The 16701-nt window shown below is 60.1% G+C and carries 13 protein-coding genes and 1 tRNA gene; 8 read left to right on the top strand and 6 right to left on the bottom strand.

Going from position 1 to position 16701, the window contains the following annotated elements; all coding sequences use genetic code 11:
- Positions 1 to 86: 86 nt before the first annotated feature.
- The 3 genes from PPP56_RS08985 to PPP56_RS08975 all read right to left on the bottom strand — a co-directional run bounded on the left by PPP56_RS08985 (position 87) and on the right by PPP56_RS08975 (position 3827).
- Entirely contained in the window at positions 87 to 1754 is a 1668-nt protein-coding gene (locus PPP56_RS08985; RefSeq protein ID WP_353563707.1) for a DUF3987 domain-containing protein, read from the bottom strand.
- Positions 1755 to 1995: 241 nt separating this feature from the next.
- Complete coding sequence (locus PPP56_RS08980) at positions 1996 to 2277, bottom strand: helix-turn-helix domain-containing protein (protein ID WP_353563706.1); 282 nt, start codon at positions 2275 to 2277, stop codon at positions 1996 to 1998.
- 227 nt (positions 2278 to 2504) lie between these two features.
- Positions 2505 to 3827, bottom strand: coding sequence for a hypothetical protein (locus tag PPP56_RS08975; RefSeq protein ID WP_353563705.1), 1323 nt, complete (start codon positions 3825 to 3827; stop codon positions 2505 to 2507).
- A 596-nt stretch (positions 3828 to 4423) separates the two neighbouring features.
- On the opposite strand from PPP56_RS08975, the gene PPP56_RS08970 reads away from it, so the two are divergent.
- Positions 4424 to 5056 (top strand): tyrosine-type recombinase/integrase, encoded by a 633-nt coding sequence (locus PPP56_RS08970; RefSeq protein WP_353563704.1) that lies wholly within the window; start codon positions 4424 to 4426, stop codon positions 5054 to 5056.
- A gap of 161 nt (positions 5057 to 5217) precedes the next feature.
- Here the strand turns inward: PPP56_RS08970 and PPP56_RS08965 are convergent.
- From PPP56_RS08965 to PPP56_RS08955, 3 genes are all read right to left on the bottom strand, one after another.
- Positions 5218 to 5301, bottom strand: a tRNA-Leu gene (locus tag PPP56_RS08965).
- 150 nt (positions 5302 to 5451) lie between these two features.
- Positions 5452 to 6831, bottom strand: coding sequence for a dipeptidase (locus PPP56_RS08960; RefSeq protein ID WP_353563703.1), 1380 nt, complete (start codon positions 6829 to 6831; stop codon positions 5452 to 5454).
- A gap of 280 nt (positions 6832 to 7111) precedes the next feature.
- Entirely contained in the window at positions 7112 to 8662 is a 1551-nt protein-coding gene (locus PPP56_RS08955; RefSeq protein ID WP_353563702.1) for an acyl-CoA carboxylase subunit beta, read from the bottom strand.
- A 563-nt stretch (positions 8663 to 9225) separates the two neighbouring features.
- Between PPP56_RS08955 and PPP56_RS08950 the strand changes: the two genes are divergently transcribed.
- From PPP56_RS08950 to PPP56_RS08920, 7 genes are all read left to right on the top strand, one after another.
- The gene (locus PPP56_RS08950; RefSeq protein ID WP_353563701.1) at positions 9226 to 9489 is read left to right on the top strand and encodes a phosphoribosyl-ATP diphosphatase; all 264 of its coding nucleotides are present in this window, start codon (positions 9226 to 9228) and stop codon (positions 9487 to 9489) included.
- 70 nt (positions 9490 to 9559) lie between these two features.
- Positions 9560 to 10411: an ATP phosphoribosyltransferase gene (hisG, locus tag PPP56_RS08945; RefSeq protein WP_353563700.1), complete on the top strand. Its 852-nt coding sequence runs from the start codon at positions 9560 to 9562 to the stop codon at positions 10409 to 10411.
- Positions 10412 to 10569: 158 nt separating this feature from the next.
- Positions 10570 to 10836, top strand: a complete 267-nt coding sequence (locus tag PPP56_RS08940) for a PLD nuclease N-terminal domain-containing protein (RefSeq protein ID WP_353563699.1) — start codon at positions 10570 to 10572, stop codon at positions 10834 to 10836.
- Between the two features lie 20 nt (positions 10837 to 10856).
- Positions 10857 to 11717 carry a hypothetical protein gene (locus PPP56_RS08935; RefSeq protein WP_353563698.1) on the top strand — a complete coding sequence of 287 codons (861 nt, stop codon included), beginning with the start codon at positions 10857 to 10859 and terminating at the stop codon, positions 11715 to 11717.
- 62 nt (positions 11718 to 11779) lie between these two features.
- On the top strand, positions 11780 to 13075 hold the full coding sequence (locus PPP56_RS08930) for an alkaline phosphatase family protein (protein ID WP_353563697.1): 1296 nt from the start codon (positions 11780 to 11782) through the stop codon (positions 13073 to 13075).
- Positions 13076 to 13232: 157 nt separating this feature from the next.
- Positions 13233 to 15701 carry a Lon protease family protein gene (locus PPP56_RS08925; RefSeq protein WP_353563696.1) on the top strand — a complete coding sequence of 823 codons (2469 nt, stop codon included), beginning with the start codon at positions 13233 to 13235 and terminating at the stop codon, positions 15699 to 15701.
- Between the two features lie 21 nt (positions 15702 to 15722).
- Positions 15723 to 16701: universal stress protein (locus PPP56_RS08920; RefSeq protein ID WP_353563695.1), on the top strand; the 979-nt coding region annotated here is incomplete at its 3' end.

The following is a 16701-nucleotide window of genomic DNA, read 5'->3' as shown; positions in this document are numbered from 1 at the left end:
ATACTTCCGGTCGCGTGCCATTACCTGCCTGTGTTGTTATGGACGTTACAGTTTCGGAAGCACCAGAAGCGTCGGAACCGAGCCACTCAGGAGTGAGAGGCTTTCCGCCACTGTCCACGAGCTATGGATTCGATAAGGCCGCGCTTTTCTGCTTCCTTTAGGTCCTTGCGGAGCGTTCGCTTGGTGACGTCGAAGCCTGCATCCTGTGCGGCGGCATATGCTTCTCCACTTGCAAATTGCTCATCCATCGTGGTAAGCATAGCGGTAATGCGTTTGTCTCGTGGAGACTGTGCACTATCGGCATTAAGTCGGGCACGAGCGAAGCGTAAAGAGTGGTTAGCGTACGTGTGAGCAAGCTGGAGTGCAGTCTCTACATCTCTGGTACAGGGAGTTAGCGTGTCGATAGTACGGATCCCCGCACGTTCGTCATGAGCTCGTAGCACGGAAAGAACCATAGCAATCCGGTACGCCCATAATCCTGCTCGTCGCACAATGCTTAGCAGGTGGCTAAATCCCTGCTCTTGAACCGATCGGTGCAGAGGCTCAAGTTTGCTTCGGATCGCAGACCAATGTGCATCTTCGATCTCAAAGCGCAATGCCTTGGGACGTCCTTTAAGCTGCTGATACAAATCCAGGACACGTTCCGAAAGAGCAGAGAGGCGGTCGAGTCGTTTTATGCCTTCACGAGAAGGCTTCTGGTCTTCCCATGGATCCGATGCATTGAAGTAGTAGAGGCAGAATCGCGAGTACAAGCCATTCTCAGGGCTCTTTATCAAGTCGGCAAACTGCTGCAGTGTACCACCTAAAACGAGAGATACGGAGGGATCCGGCACATGGATGGTCCCATCGCTGCGCCGTCCCTGCGCATCACTTTCATGGTGATAGGCCTTGCGTAGAAAAGAATCAATATGGCCCCATTCCTGGCCCATTGCATCATTCATGGTATCAATCTCACTGGAGAACATGACGCCTCTTCCTCCTTGGTTAGCAAGCGTCTCCAGCAAATAAGAGGCACTCACGTTGGCTGGTACGTAAAGACTACGGTGAGGAGGCTCGGGGTCGTCGAAAGGTTCTCCTTCCTTAGCCGCTTGTTTCTTGTCATCTTCCCACTGAGCGATGGCACGGTCGGCACTCTTTCTGATGTCTTCAGCGACCTTTCTCGTTAGCTGCTTTGCAAAGCCACCTGCACTCTTACCACCGGCTGCACCGGCAACGTATGCCATGTACAGATTGGTGCGGACACGTGTGGGGACGTCTGCACCCCAGTAGCCTTCTACCTTCGGCATGCACCCTGAAAGCACGCCAAGTGCGGAAGTTAGGTACACATCCCGTTTATGGGGACGATCCCAGAAGGCGCATGACTCGTCAAGAACTGCAGGGAGGTCCGCAAAGGCGTCTTCTGGAAAGGCAGCACATCCATCCAGAGGGTGTTCATCCCGTAATGGTCCTAACTTCTTCTCTGAATCGACAGAGTCATCGATGAGGCTTTCTGGGAGTGCTCCGTTCAGAGCGTCAGGGTTTCCACCTACGCGCTTCAGACGGAACCGAAGCGCCTGCACCCGATCTGCAAGCTCTGCCGCGTGCTCCTCATGTTTATTGCGTTCTCGCTTTACCGAAGACAGCTCTGCAGATAAAGCAGCCACTTGATCGGCAAGTTCGTGTCGGGTTGGCCCAATGCTGGGTGAAGAACGATCGTTGCTCATCCCGTCACCTCCGGCGGAGTCGCCGCGGGACGAGGGAAAGGAAGTATCCATAAGATAAGGGGTCTACGTACGCACAAAGGGTGGACCGCTGTCAGCGCCCAGTTGTGGCGCTCCAAGGCCTCGCGGCTACTCGGACGGTCCACCCTTAGCGTATGCGCCGCTTGCTGGACAACACGCCCAGCAAGAGACACAAAGGGAAGTACGTAGTATGGCAACTGGTTTAGACATTCAAACATTACGAATGGAGAAGCTGAGTTGCAAGCTGGCGACGACTCTCTTGCAGAAAGGCACATCACCAACTGTCCTTACACTGAATACGCGCACGGATAAATTCGTTGAGCGCATCCCTGTGGTAAAGGACACGTCCGCGAATGCGAACTGAGGAGATTTCGCCTGCTGCCTCCATTGTGTCAAGCGTACGCGTCGATATGCGTAGGTGAGAGGCGGCTTCGTCACGCGTCAGCAAAACCTCCGCAGAGTCTGACCGAGGTGATTCGCTGATCTGCTCTTCAAGGGCCTCCAGCTTTTGAAAGAGACGCTCAAAGGCTTCTCCTACTTCTACTGATTCTTGCATAGCATAAAGTGGATGGGCCAGCTCCGGCCTTGAGCACAGAGTGCGTCAAGTAGCTCACTGAGGAAGACGATGAGAGCCGAAACGGGATCTTCCTGTACTGATGAGCTACCGGAGTATGGCGGGTTCGAGTTCATTGTCGCTCGCTCCGACTCGATACACCGCCAAGCTATCAGCGTGGGAGTTCGAAAGCAGGGAGAAATGCTTCCCAATCTTTTCCCGATTCATCCCTATTCCAGATTCTGCTTCCAGCTTCCGCTGTACAGGTCTTCTATCAACTGCGCGAAGCCACCAGCCTTAAATCCTGCGTAGCATTCAGGCCATGTTATCTTCGAGTCAGTCCCGAAGCATTTGTGTGCAAGCGATATGACTCCTTTTCTTGCCGCGTCTGTGATCTCTGCTATCCATTCGTCGCGTGGTGAAGATCGGAGAGACGTGTTTTCCTGGAGTATATTGTAGGCGTCTTCAAGGTGGCCAATTTCTGTAGAGGTGCCATACGAAGAGGTAAGCGCGGAGACGCGTTCGAGCGCGGCATATGGATCTCCAGTATCCTCAATTGCTTGGTCAACGCGCTGCCATGCGTAGAGGCGCAACTCACTTTCGCGGGTTTTGCGTCTCAGAGTTTCCCGAAATGCCCTTAAGTCCTTAAAACCTTGCTTTAGCCACCATTGGGCTCCGATCTCAGAAGCTCGTATTTGATCCTTGCAGGATGCAATTTCATCAGGGTCTGGACTGCGCTCAACTGAAGCAGCTGCATAACGAACTGCCCCCTGCACCATAGTTGTCCCCCAAAGATTAATCCCTGTATCATGAAACCGGTCTGGATAATGACTGGCTTGTTTAGCGTATCCCTCCAGGTATTGATTAAACTCTTCTTGCCTATCCTGAGTCAAGCGCTCCATATAGTTCTCCCACTCTGTATTAAACACTTCTTTCAGAATGGCATCGGGGATAGCTTTGCCCTCATTTGTTAAATAAGTGATACGGTCGAGCTTTTGCTTGAACGGGTGTTGGAGGGCATCGAAATCTTTTTCGATCTGCTTGCGTCGTTTAGCATGTTTTGCCTTCTCGGCTGGTGATGAGTGCCTCTCGAAAGGAGGCATATCTCGTCCCAAAAGTGCACAGGCGAGGGCCATCTCGTGCGACTTCCGAACCGATAAGTGAATTGCCAGCCACCGTAGCAATAGGCCTTCTACATCTCCAACATTGGGTGGCTTTTTATGACTGGCATGGTACAAATTCGCAACACGGTCAATATTACTATCCTGATGAAGTTCTTCAAGATCGATGACCGGATTACCAATCCGTTTCTCGTACCCATATGCGTACTGAGCAATTAGATGCAATGACTCGCCAACATCTCGGATTTGGGCATTAGCAAGTGCGCTATGAACCAAGTGTACAGAAGGAGGTGTGCCTAAATACTCTCCTGCAATCTCCCAAATGGTGGCTATGGAGTTGCGTACCCCGTCGTCAGATTTTATAAGGTTGTGGATGTGCCTTTTATTTTGGTGAGCACGTTTCGTAACATAATCTTTCTTTTCAGAGTCCATGGTAAAGTTTGACCTCGATAAGACTTGAGGCGTGTAGTTATATTTTTGATTTGCAACTCCTGCATCAAGCTGCGGTTTTATTCTCGTTCTCTCATGGCCGCAAAGTGAAACAGCACCTGTCTCTCAACCCTCTCGGTACCATGGCAAGCATGAGAAAGGTGAACGGTCACTACTATGCACGTTTCTATGACCGAAGCAAATCGCCTAAACGAAAAACCTACCCGCTGAAGACAAGCCGACAGGACGTTGCACGCCGAAGACTGTCGGAGTTAGAGCGTGGATATCGGTCGGGAGACTTCGATCCCTAGAGTGGAGGATGGAAGCGCACTAACGCCACCCTGCAGGAGGCTCTGGAGCGCTTTCTGGAAGGCAGAAGTCATCTGAAAACCAGAACACTGGAGACCTACAGGGGGATAATTCGCCGGATGATAGAGCAAGTACCGGCAGAGACTCTGACACGTGATCTGCGGCCTTCTCAAATCAGGCCATACGTACTTGATTCGAGTGTAAGCAACGCAACCAAGCGTAAGCGCCACCGGCATCTCAAAACGTTCTTTAAGTGGACTGTAAAGGAAGGACTTTCAGATGAGAACCCGATGCAAGAGGTACCACGTCCATCCAAGGAGAAGAAAAAGCCAGCTTACTTTCGACCAGCAGACATTGAAAAGCTGATCCAGGTCATGCGCTCACATGCTGACGAAGTCTGCGATGCTGCGGGACGAAGTCCGGATGTGAAGTGGCTTGAAGAGATTACACGCGTCGCCGTTGGCACCGGGTTGCGCCGAGGTGAATTAATCAACCTCAGATGGAGAGACGTGGACCTTCAAGAAAGACGCATTCATGTGAGGCATCGTGAGGACTTCAGCACAAAAGGAAATGCCGAGCGGTCTATTCCTCTTCGTGGTAATGCATTGCTCACGCTACAAGAGATGTCCGATACCCGTTCTCCTAAACGTGATGAGCCGGTATTCAAAGATCAAAATGGAAAAGCGATCCGACCCGACCGTGTCTCGTCTCGATTCAAAACGTTTGTGCGTAAAGCAGGACTCGATGATCGCCTCCACTTCCATAGCTTGCGCCATACGACAGCCAGTTGGCTTACAATGGACGGTGTGCCCATGCGCGTAATTCAAGCCATATTGGGGCATGCATCGATTCAAACTACGGAGATTTACTCACACTTGGCTCCTGAGACATTGGATGCGGCCATGGATGAGACATTCGGCTAATCACAGCTCTATTTTCTTGCCCACACTTTGCCCACAGCCTCGCGAGGTCCTGCAAATTGCTGCAATCTGATTCAAATCAAAAGCCAAATGCAGGAAAAATCAAAATGCCCCGAACCGCCGTTTAAAGGCGATGCGGGGCGCTTGTGCTGATTGTGTCGATGTACCCAGGGGGGGACTCGAACCCCCACTCCCTTGCAGGAAACGGATTTTGAATCCGTCGCGTCTACCAATTCCGCCACCCGGGCTGGTGCAGGGCTTTCGTAAACAAAATCACCCTGCACGGTTCCGTGCGCGCTGTGCGTCCATCAAGCGTTCACGCAGGAGCCTTTGCGCAGAACACGCACAGAGGAGCGCTCATGCCCCCGCGTCCGCGTCAAGGCCGTGCGCGCCGCCGGCTACGCCAGCCGCTTCGCCAGCTCCGGGTAGTAGTGGATGATCGTCTCAATCCCCTTCGCATAGCGGTCGAGGCCAAACTTCTCGTTGGGCGAATGAATGGCATCCGACTCCAGGCCAAAGCCCATGAGCACGCTGTCGAGGCCCAGGCGCTGCTGAAACTCGGCGATGATCGGGATCGACCCGCCGTGCCGCACGAATACGGGCTCACGGTCGAACGTCGCGTTCAGCGCTGCGGCGGCGGCTTGCATGATCGGCTGGTCGGGCTCCACCAGCACCGGCTGTCCGCCGTGCAGGCGCTCTACGGTGAGCGTCATGGTGTCGGGCACGCGGGACTGCAGGGCCTCTTCCAGCGCATCGTAGATCGCCTCGGGCTCCTGGTCGGGCACCAGGCGCATCGACACCTTCGCGTGGGCGGCGGCGGGCAGCACTGTTTTGGCACCCTCGCCGGTGTATCCGCCCCAGATGCCGTTTACGTCGAGCGTCGGGCGCACCGAAATCGCCTCCAGAATGCTGTATCCGTTCTCCGTGCGCGCCGTATCCAGCCCGATCTCGTCGAGCCAGTGGGCTTCGTCAAACGGCAGGTCGGCGATCGCGGCGCGCTCCTCGTCGGTGAGCGGACGCACGTCGTCGTAGAAGCCGGGGATGGTTACGTGATGGTTCTCATCGTGCAGATCAGCCAGCAGCTGGCTGAGCGCGTTGATCGGGTTCTCGACTGCGCCGCCGTAGAGCCCCGAGTGCAGATCGCGGTTCGGACCCTGCATCGTCAGCTCCACATACGCAAGTCCGCGCAGTCCGTACACCACCGTGGGCTGCCCCTCGGCCAGCATGCTCGTGTCAGATACGAGCACCAGGTCTGCATCCAGGCGGTCGGCGTACGTGTCCAGCACCTCGGACAGGTGCTGCGAGCCGACCTCCTCTTCGCCCTCGATCAGAAACGTGAGGTTCACGGGCGGCGTGGTGTCGGACTTCAGGTACGCTTCGAGCGCCTTCACGTGCATCAGCATCTGGCCCTTGTCGTCGCAGGCGCCGCGCGCCACCAGATCGCCGTTCACGCGGGTCGGCTCAAAGGGCGGGTGGTCCCACTCGTCGAGCGGGTCGGGGGGCTGCACGTCGTAGTGGCCGTACACAAGCACCGTGGGCGCGTCGTCGTGCGGATGATGCGCCGCATACACCACCGGATGCCCGTCGGTGGGCAGCACCTCCACATCGGCAACGCCCAGCGCGCGAAAGTGCTCGGCCAGCCAGTCGGCGGCAGCCTGCACGTCATCGGCATGGTCGGGGTCGGTACTCACCGACGGGATGCGCAGCAGCGTTTCCAGTTCGTGCACAAAGTCGTCTTGATGGGCCTGCGCGTAGGCAAGCGGAGCGGTCGAATCCATAAGCGAATGGCAAGTGGGTAAAAGAAAGATCCGTGCGATGTACGCGCGCCCGAAACTCAGGTTACGCCCGAATCGGGACGCACCGTGTACATGTACAGCAGGCTTCAGGGGGATGCGAAGCGGAAGCGCCTGCCGTGCTTATGCCTCGCGTACCGTGCCGTCTCCGGGCACTGACTCACGTGCTTCACCGCAGGCGAACCGCCAGCGCTCCCCCGCATGGACGGGCGCGTACAGCGTGTGGCTGAAGCGTATGGCTAAAGCGTATGGCTAAAGCGTGTGGCTACAGTGGAATGTTGCCGTGCTTCTTCTTGGGCGGGTTGGCAACCTTGTTTTCGAGCATCTCGAAGCCACGAATGAGGCGCTGGCGCGTCTCGTGGGGCTTGATCACGTCGTCGATGTAGCCGTGCTCGGCGGCCACATACGGATGCGCAAACCGCTCGCGGTAGCGCTCGATAAACTCGTCCTTGGCGGCCTCCGGGTCGTCGGCCGCAGCGATCTGGCGGCGGTAGATAATCTCGACCGCGCCCTTCGGCCCCATCACCGCGATCTCGGCGGTGGGCCACGCAAAGTTCAGGTCGCCCCCGATGTGCTTCGAGTTCATCACGTCGTACGCGCCACCATAGGCCTTGCGCGTAATGACGGTGACCTTTGGCACCGAGGCTTCGCAGAGCGCATAGAGCAGCTTGGCCCCATGCTTGATGATGCCGTTCCACTCCTGGTCGGTGCCGGGCAAGAAGCCGGGCACGTCCTCAAAAACGAGCAGCGGAATGTTGAACGCGTCGCAGAAGCGAACAAACCGGGCCCCCTTGAGCGAGGCATCGATGTCGAGCACGCCCGCAAGCACAGCCGGCTGGTTGGCGACCACTCCCACCGAGCGCCCGTCGATGCGGGTAAAGCCCACGATCAGGTTCTCGGCATAGTCGGGCTGCACCTCAAAGAAGTCCCCATCGTCGGCGATGTGGGTGATCACGTCGCGCATGTCGTACGGCTTGTTGGGCGCATCGGGCACGAGCGTGTCGAGCGTATCGGGTTCGGCGCTGTGCTGCACGTTGGTGCGGCGGGGCGCATCCTCCTCGCAGTTCTGCGGCAGATAGCTCATCAGCTCGCGGATGCGCAGCAGGCAGTCTACGTCGTTGCTGCACGTGAAGTGCGACACGCCGCTCTTTGAGGCATGGGTGCGCGCGCCGCCCAGCTCCTCGCTGGTCACGTCTTCCTGCGTTACGGTCTTCACCACGTTCGGCCCGGTCACGAACATGTAGCTGCTGCCCTCGACCATGAAGGTGAAGTCGGTGATCGCCGGGCTGTAGACCGCGCCGCCGGCGCAGGGACCCATGACCGCCGAGATCTGGGGCACGACGCCCGAGAGGTCGGTGTTGAGCTTGAAGATGTCGGCATAGCCGCCGAGCGACACCACCCCTTCCTGGATGCGCGCCCCGCCCGAGTCATTGAGTCCGATGAGCGGCGCGCCGTTTTCAAGAGCCAGCTCCATAAGGCGCACGATCTTGTCGGCATGGGCGCGCCCGAGCGATCCGCCAAATACGGTAAAGTCCTGGCTGAACACGTAGACGGTGCGCCCTTCGATCGTGCCGTAGCCGGTGACGACGCCGTCGCCGTAGGGGCGCCGCTCGTCGAGTCCGAAGGCGGTGGACTGGTGGCGCACGAAGCTGCCGAGCTCCTCGAACGAGCCGTCGTCGAGGAGGATGTCGATGCGCTCACGGGCCGTGAGTTTGTCTTTGTCGTGCTGGCGCTGAATGCGCTCGGGGCCGCCGCCCTGCTGGGCAGCGTCGCGGCGCTTGTCGAGTTCAGAAAAGCGGTTGTCAGCGTCGGGCATAGGAGAACCAGTCAGGTTAATAGAGACGAGCGATTCGGGCGGAAGCGGTTACAGAAAAACCAGCTGCAGCATCCGGCGAGGACGGGCGCGTGTAGGGAACGTACAGAGTACTGCAGGGAGAGTGCCGCACGTATGGGCTGTGCAGCGGGTTTCTCCACACGGTTCTGCGTGGGGTCGTGTATGGGTATTCGCTGGGGGCTGTGTCATGCCCATTCGTGTCATGCATCCGTGTCATGCCCATCAGCATACGGAGCATCGCATCCAGAATCCTGTCGAAGACGTCTGTCAAGATCGTCTTGCAGGAGTCCCTGTCAAGAACCCCTATCCTGACGCCGTGACGGGCGACGTGTACCGCACAAACTATACAGACAGGTTCTACATGCAATGCGCGCATCAATATATACAGACGCATAGCCATACGCATCCTGCGAGCAGGCCAGTGTCCGTATCCCACAGAAAATTCGAAGCGACTTAGTGGCTCATGATCATTTGATGATGCAACGCTCGCGTGCTGGCACGGTACAACGGCACACGTATTTTTTGGCTGCATCCCCCCACCCCACATGAAGCGATTTGAAGAGCTGTTTGCCGAGCTGTCGGCCAAAGTGGAGACGAACGATCCCGATTCGGGTACGGTAGCGCGTGTGGCCGAAGGGCCTCATACGATTGGCAAGAAGGTGCTCGAAGAGGCGGGGGAGGTGTGGATGGCGGCCGAGCACGAGGGCCGCGAGCGCACGGCCGAAGAGATCGCGCAGCTGCTCTACCATGTGCAGGTGATGATGCTTGCCTGCGATCTTGACCTCGACGACGTCTACCGCCACCTGTAGAGCGCGCACGGCCTGCCGGATGCGCTTTTCGTTCTGCTATTTTCTACCTACTCCTTTTTTCGCTTTGTCTATGCTTCAGATTGCCCTGCCTAACAAAGGTGCTCTGGCCGAAGGAGCTGCCACGCTTGCCAGCGAGGCCGGCTACCACTGCCGCCGCCGCGGACGCGAACTCTCGGTGCGCGACACCGACCACGGCGTCGAGTTTGTATTCTTGCGTCCGCGCGACATCGCTACGTATGTGAGCAAAGGCATCATTGACCTGGGGGTAACCGGACTCGACCTGCTGCACGACAGCGGTGCTGACGTGACGCAGGTGATGCCGCTTGAGTTTGGCAAGGCCCGCTTCTGCTACGCGGCACCCAAAGAGCAAGACATTACGCCCGACGGCTTTACCAGCGATACGCGTATTGCCACGTCGTATGTGCACGTGGTAGAGGAAGACCTGAAGGCGCGGGGCATCGACGCGACGGTGGTGCCGCTCGACGGCGCGGTTGAGATCTCGATTCAGCTGGGCGTGGCCGATGCCATCGCCGATGTGGTGCAGACGGGCCGCACGATCGACGAGGCCGGGCTGACGGTGATCGGCGATCCGATCATCGAAACGCAGGCGATGCTGGTTGCGCAGAACGGGGTGATCTCGGACAAGGAGGCGGCGCGCCACTTTCAGGAGCGCATCAAAGGCATTCTGGTGGCCCGCTCGTATATCGTCGTTGAATACGACCTACCAAAATCGAAGCTCGACGCCGCCCACAAGATTACGCCCGGCATCGAGTCGCCCACCGTGTCGCCGTTGAGCAAAGACGGATGGGTGGCCGTGAAGTCGATGGCGAAGCAGTCGCGCGTCAACGAGATCATGGACGAACTTACCGCTATCGGTGCCAAAGGCATCATCATTACCGACATTCGAACCTGCCGGATCTGACCTGGCGCTCCCCGGCGCGCAGAAGCACAGCGCGGCGTGTATCATTTGTTCGGCCCGATGCGTACATTGCACACCTGAACACCGCGTACCTGAGTGGTACGCTTGGCTTCTACATTGACCGAATCCGCTGTTCTTCAGACTTGCCTGCTGCTTTCGCCATGAACCGACTCTTTCCTCGCAGCGTGCTGCTGCTTCTGCTTCCGATGATGCTCGTAATGAGCGGATGCGGACGCAACCTCATGGACCACCTGTCCTCGCCCACCGGCGGGTTCATCAGCATTCTGGTAATCGTTGTTGCGGTTGTAGCGCTCATCGACCTGCTGGGCGATCGGGGGCGCGGCCCCGGAAGTAAGATCATCTGGGCGCTCATCATCATCTTTATGCCGCTCCTGGGCGCGATCCTCTACTTCTTTCTCGGACGCTAATACGACGCGCACGATTCCACATGTCTGACGCGCTTCCCAGGTCTCCAAACACGCCGCCTACGCCCCGTTCATTGCCGTTCGGGGCGTGGCTACTTGTGGCGGTGAGCCTTGCCATAGGGCCGGGGCTGCTTATGGGATGCGGAGCGAGTGGCGCTTCAAGCGACCGCGCCTCGCCATCGCCAGGCGCATCCGTTGACGCCAGCGCCGACTCAACGGCGCTGGCTGCGGCCTACGAAACGGCCATTGCGCGCGCCGCCGAGCTGGGTCCCGACGCCATCGTGACGACGCTCACGCCCGTGGCGCCTCACAACGATACCCTGCGCTGGCACGTCGACGACGACGGCACGCGCTGGGTGCAGGTCGTGACCTGGACCGACGACGCTCCGCTGCCTGGCGCCAGCGCGCCCGCCTCGGCAGGCGACACGCTCACCCTGACTGGCGATGTGTGGACGACGCTGGTGCCGGCAATCCAGCAGTTCTGCCAGCCGCTTTCGGATGCGCAGCGCGATCGTCGCCTGGAGCAGCACCTCGGCCTGCCGCCCTACGCGGGCTACACCCGGTTCGTGACGCTGTGGGCCTCTACCGAAACGCTCTTTCGCCCGTGCCCCGACCCCGAAACCACCGACCGGCAGTGCGAACCCCACGCGCCGAAGCCCCAGACCCGGGTGCAGGTCGCTCCCGAGCACCTCGAATGGCTCGACGCGCAGTACGCCTTCTCGCACCAGCCCGGCGGCTACCCGTTCACCGGACTGGGCTACACCTACGACTGGGGGCGCCCCGATGAGCCGGTCGGCATGAGCGAGTTCGTTATTCCCGAAGGTGCCCCGGTTCGCGTTGTGGATGCCACTTCCACGCAGAGCTACTGCTCCAGACGCCCGTAGCATGAGGCATTCAGTCCGCGGCATACCCCCTTTGCATTCTATCAACCATCTACCCTACGACCATGACTGCCCCCCGACTTCAACTCATTCTAAGCCTCCTGGTCGTTGCGATCATCGGGCTGGGATGCGAACGTCCTGCCGACCTGGACGATGCCTCGTCGTCTTCCCCTGAACAGGCTACTGCAGACGAGCCGGTTATCCTTGTCTCGATCGACGGAGTGCGCCACGATTACCTGGAGCTGCACGGCGCACCGACCCTGGAGCGGCTGCGTGACGAAGGGGCCTACGTCGAGCGCTTCATCGCCTCGTTCCCGACCAAAACCTTTCCAAACCACTACACGCTGGTTACCGGGCTGCACCCCGGCAACCACGGCGTTGTGTCGAATACGATGTACGACCCTGAGTTCGGAGAGCGCTTCAGCATGGGCAACGACGATGCCGTTACCGACGGCAAGTGGTGGGACGATGGCGAGCCCATCTGGGTGACGGCCGAGCAGCAAGGGCGTACCGCCGCCACCTACTTCTGGCCCGGCTCCGAAGCCGAAATCGACGGCATCCGTCCGAGCCACTGGGTGCCGTACGACGGGCGCGTACCCGGCACCGACCGGGTCGATCAGGTGCTTGAATGGCTGGAGCTGCCCGAGGCAGAGCGCCCCTCGTTCCTGACCCTCTACTTCAGCAAGGTAGACTCACGCGGACACCGGTATGGGCCTGATTCAGAGGAAGTTGGCCAGGCGCTCCGTGAGGTGGATGGCTACATCCAGCGCCTGTTTGACGGACTGGACGAGCGCGGCATTCGCGCGAATGTGCTGATTGGCTCCGACCACGGCATGGCGCCGATCTCGCCCGACCGCACCATCCTGATGGATGAGCACATCGACACCGACGACGTTTTCATCGTCGACTACACGCCCGTAGCCATGATGAACACCCGCGACGGCGTAGACCCGGCGCCGATCATTGAGGCGCTTGACGCCCTCGATCAGGTCGACGCCTATCACCGCGATGACATACCCGCCGAACTGCACTTCGAAGGCCACCGCCGCATTCCGGAAATCATCGCGATCGCCGAGGACACCTGGTCGCTCTCCACGACGGGTTACTTCGAGCGCAACCGCGACCGGCTGGAAGGCGGCGCGCATGGCTACCCGCAACAGAACGACAGCATGCAGTCGCTACTCATTGCGCACGGACCGGCTTTTGAGTCTGGCAAGCGCATCGACACGCTGCAGTTTGTGGATGTCTACCCGCTCATGACCCACCTGCTCGACCTGAACCCGGCCCCGCACGACGGATCGCTGGAAGCGGCTCAGCGGCTGCTCAATCCGGAATATGCGCCAGCCGCTGCAGCACGATAGCACAGCACGATAACACAGCACGGTAGCACAGGGGATGCGTCACGTTTCTGTGAGAGGGCAGGGGCGTGCCGAACTCCTCTGCGCATTGCTACCTACAACGTACTCCGCATGCACGACTGCTCGCACACGTTCTCTTGTACGCACGGTTTACCGCTACATGGCTACTCCCGACGCCCTCACGCCCGATCAGCTGCGCCGCACAATCGATCCGGCTGACTTCACGTTCGACACCACCGCCGATCTTGACGCCGACACAGCGATCGTCGGCCAGGACCGAGCGCAGGAGGCATTGGAGTTTGGCATGGCCATCGACCAGCCCGGCTTCAACGTGTTTGCGCTGGGTCCGACCGGCACGGGCCGCCGCCGCATGGTGCGCCGCATGCTCGACGCAGAGGCCGAGCGCGCACCGGCGCCTTCAGACTGGTGCTACGTCAAAAACATGGACGAAGAGCGCACTCCGCGTGCGCTGCAGCTCGACGCCGGCGCCGGGGCTGCGTTTCGAGATGCGATGGACGACTTCATCGAAGCAGCCCAGGCAGCGCTCTCGGCGGCCTTCGACAGCGAAGAGTACCAGGCGCGCCGCCAGATGGTGGAAGACGAGGTGCGTTCGGAGCAAGAAGAGGCCCTCGAAGACCTGCAGGAGCGCGCCCGCAACGAAGACATCGCACTCATCCGCACGCCCAACGGGTTTGCGTTTGCGCCCATCCGCGACGGCGAGGTGGTCTCGCCCGACGAGTTTGAGGCGCTCGAAGATATCGACCGCGACACGGTGCAAGAAAAGATCGATGCGTTCGAAGACGAGCTGCAGCAGATTATGCGCAAGCTGCCCGAGCGGCAGCGAGAGGCGCAGCAGCGGCTCAACGACCTCAACGAAGAGATGGCCCACCACGCCATCGACCCGCTCATCGACGAGCTGATGGAGGCGTACAGCCATCACGACGCCATCCAGGCCCATATCGACGCTCTGCAAGACGACATCGTAGAGAACGTGGGTCCGCTCGTGCAGCAGCACGACCAGGTCAGCGGACGCGCGGCGCTCTCCGACGACAGCTCGGGCAGCACCATGCCCTGGATGGCCATGCAGGGCGGTCCGTCGTGGGATCGCTACCGCGTGAATCTGCTCGTTCACCACGACCGCGACGAAGGGGCGCCGGTAGTCGTCTGCGACAATCCTACGTACGCCAACCTGGTCGGACGCGTCGAGCAGCAGGCCCAGATGGGCGCGCTCGTCACCGACTTCAGCCTCATCCAGCCCGGTGCGCTGCACGAGGCCAACGGCGGCTACCTCATCATCGAAGCCCGCAAGCTGCTGCAACAACCCTACGCCTGGGAGGGCCTCAAACGCGTCCTGAACAGCCAGGAGATCGATATTGAGTCGCCCCAGCAGGCACTCGGACTGATCCGCACCGTGTCGCTCGATCCGGAGCCTATTCCGCTCAACGTGAAGCTGGTGCTTGTGGGCGAGCGCTGGCTCTACCACCTGCTGTGCGCCTACGACCCCGATATGGAGGAGCTGTTCAAGGTCATGGCGGACTTCGACGACCGCATGGATTTCGACGACGCCCATGTGCAGGATTACACGGAGCTGCTGGCCACGATGGCCCGCGAGGCCGACCTGCCGCCGCTCGACCGGTCGGGCGTGGCGCGCATCATGGAGCGCAGCCTGCGCATCGCACAGGACCAGCAGAAGCTGTCGGCCCAGGTGGATGCGATCCGCGACCTCTTGGTGGAAGCGGGCTACCGGGCCCGCAAAGACGGAGCCGACCAGATTGCAGCGTCGCACGTGCAGGCGGCACGCGACGCCCAGACGCGCCGCGCCGATCGCCTGCGTGAACGCATCTACGAGTCTATCGAGCGCGACACCCTCTACGTGGACACCGACGGCGCGGTGGTTGGGCAGATCAACGGACTCTCGGTGCTGGAGCAGAGCGGGTTTGCGTTTGGGCGGCCCAATCGCATCACGGCCCGCGTGCGGCTCGGCCAGGGCGACATCGTCGACATTGAGCGCGAAACCGCGCTCGGCGGCCCCCTGCATGCGAAGGGCGTGCTCGTGCTGTCGGGCTTCTTGAGCGGACGCTACGCCCCTGAACATCCGCTGTCGATGCATGCGAGTCTGGTGTTCGAGCAGTCGTACGGCGGCATCGACGGCGACAGCGCCTCCTCGGCCGAGCTCTACGCGCTGCTTTCCGCGCTGGCAGAGGTGCCGATCAAGCAGTCGCTCGCCGTTACCGGTTCGGTGAACCAGCATGGCGTGGTGCAGCCCATCGGCGGGGTCAACGAGAAGATCGAGGGCTTCTTCGACATCTGCACGCGCGACGGACTCACGGGCGAGCAGGGCGTGCTCATCCCCCAGAGCAACGTGCCGCACCTGATGCTGCGGGCCGACGTGGTGGAGGCCGTTGAGGCCGGCACCTTCCATGTCTATCCGATCGAGACGATCGACGAAGGCATCGCGCTGCTCACCGGCGAACCGGCTGGCACGCGCGGCGACAACGGTTCGTATCCCGCCGAAAGCATTAACGGACGCGTTGAGGAGCGGCTGCTTACGTTTGCCCGGCAGCGGCAGCGGTTCGGACTCAACGGTAAAGCCGAGCGCGACGAGCCGGCAAGCACGTCTGCCAGTTAATTTGTATGTTGAACTGCCACGGTGCGCCTTCGCACAGATGCGGCGCCGGACTGCATATTCGTGCGGGGCGCTCCGGGTATCTTGCCTGTTCTTGTTCTGTCTCGCTTTTCTATTGGATTCGCACGCATGTCGCTGCTACGCCACGCGCTGGTCGGACTGGACGGATCGCCCGCCAGTGAGGCGGCCCTTACTACCGCACTTCATCTGGTACAGCCGGGTCTGGGGCGCGCTACGGGGTGTTACGTCGAAGATGAGGCGCTTCGACGGGCGGCGGCGCTGGACACGACCCGTACCATTCAGGCGGGCCGCGCCACGGCCATGCCCCTGTCGACGCGCTACGTAAAGCGCGCCTTTCAGGAGATGTCGGATTACGTGCGCTGGCGTCTCAATGAGCTGGCGCATGCCTACAACGTAGACGCCGAGATGCAGACGGCGACCGGGCATGTAGCGGCGTCGCTTCGCACCCAGGCTCAGCGGTCTGACCTGATCGCGGTAGGCTCACAGGGTCTGTCGACCCACGGAGGCACACGGCTGGGAAGCACGACCAACGCGCTCATCGACGAAGCGGAGCGCTCGCTCCTGATTGCGCCTCCGCAGCAGTACGGGCTCAATCACCTCACGCTCTACTACACCGATACCCCCGAGACCGAGGCCGCCCTTCACTGGGCGGTCTACGCCTCCTACGCGCTTCATGTCGAGCGCATCCAGGTGCTCATTCCAGCGCCCGACGACGATACCTACCGGGCTCGCCGCGCTGCGCTACGGGCCACGCGCCCTCCTGCCGACACGCTCTGGCACCCCATGCGATGCACGCCCCTGGAAGCGTCGCATCCGGGCACGGTCCTGCAGCGCGCCGTCGACGGTCTGGTAGTCGCCCCGATGCCCTTTCTGCGGAGAGCTATTGCGCACCGCGCCGCGTTTCTGCATGAGCTCGACCAGCCGCTGCTGCTGGCTATGGCACCGCCAGAGCGCCGACCCACGCTTCAGGCGCCCTCGTTCT

Source organism: Longimonas sp., assembly GCF_040409695.1.
Lineage (GTDB): Bacteria > Bacteroidota > Rhodothermia > Rhodothermales > Salinibacteraceae > Longimonas.
This window is presented reverse-complemented; position numbering and strand designations above follow the sequence as displayed.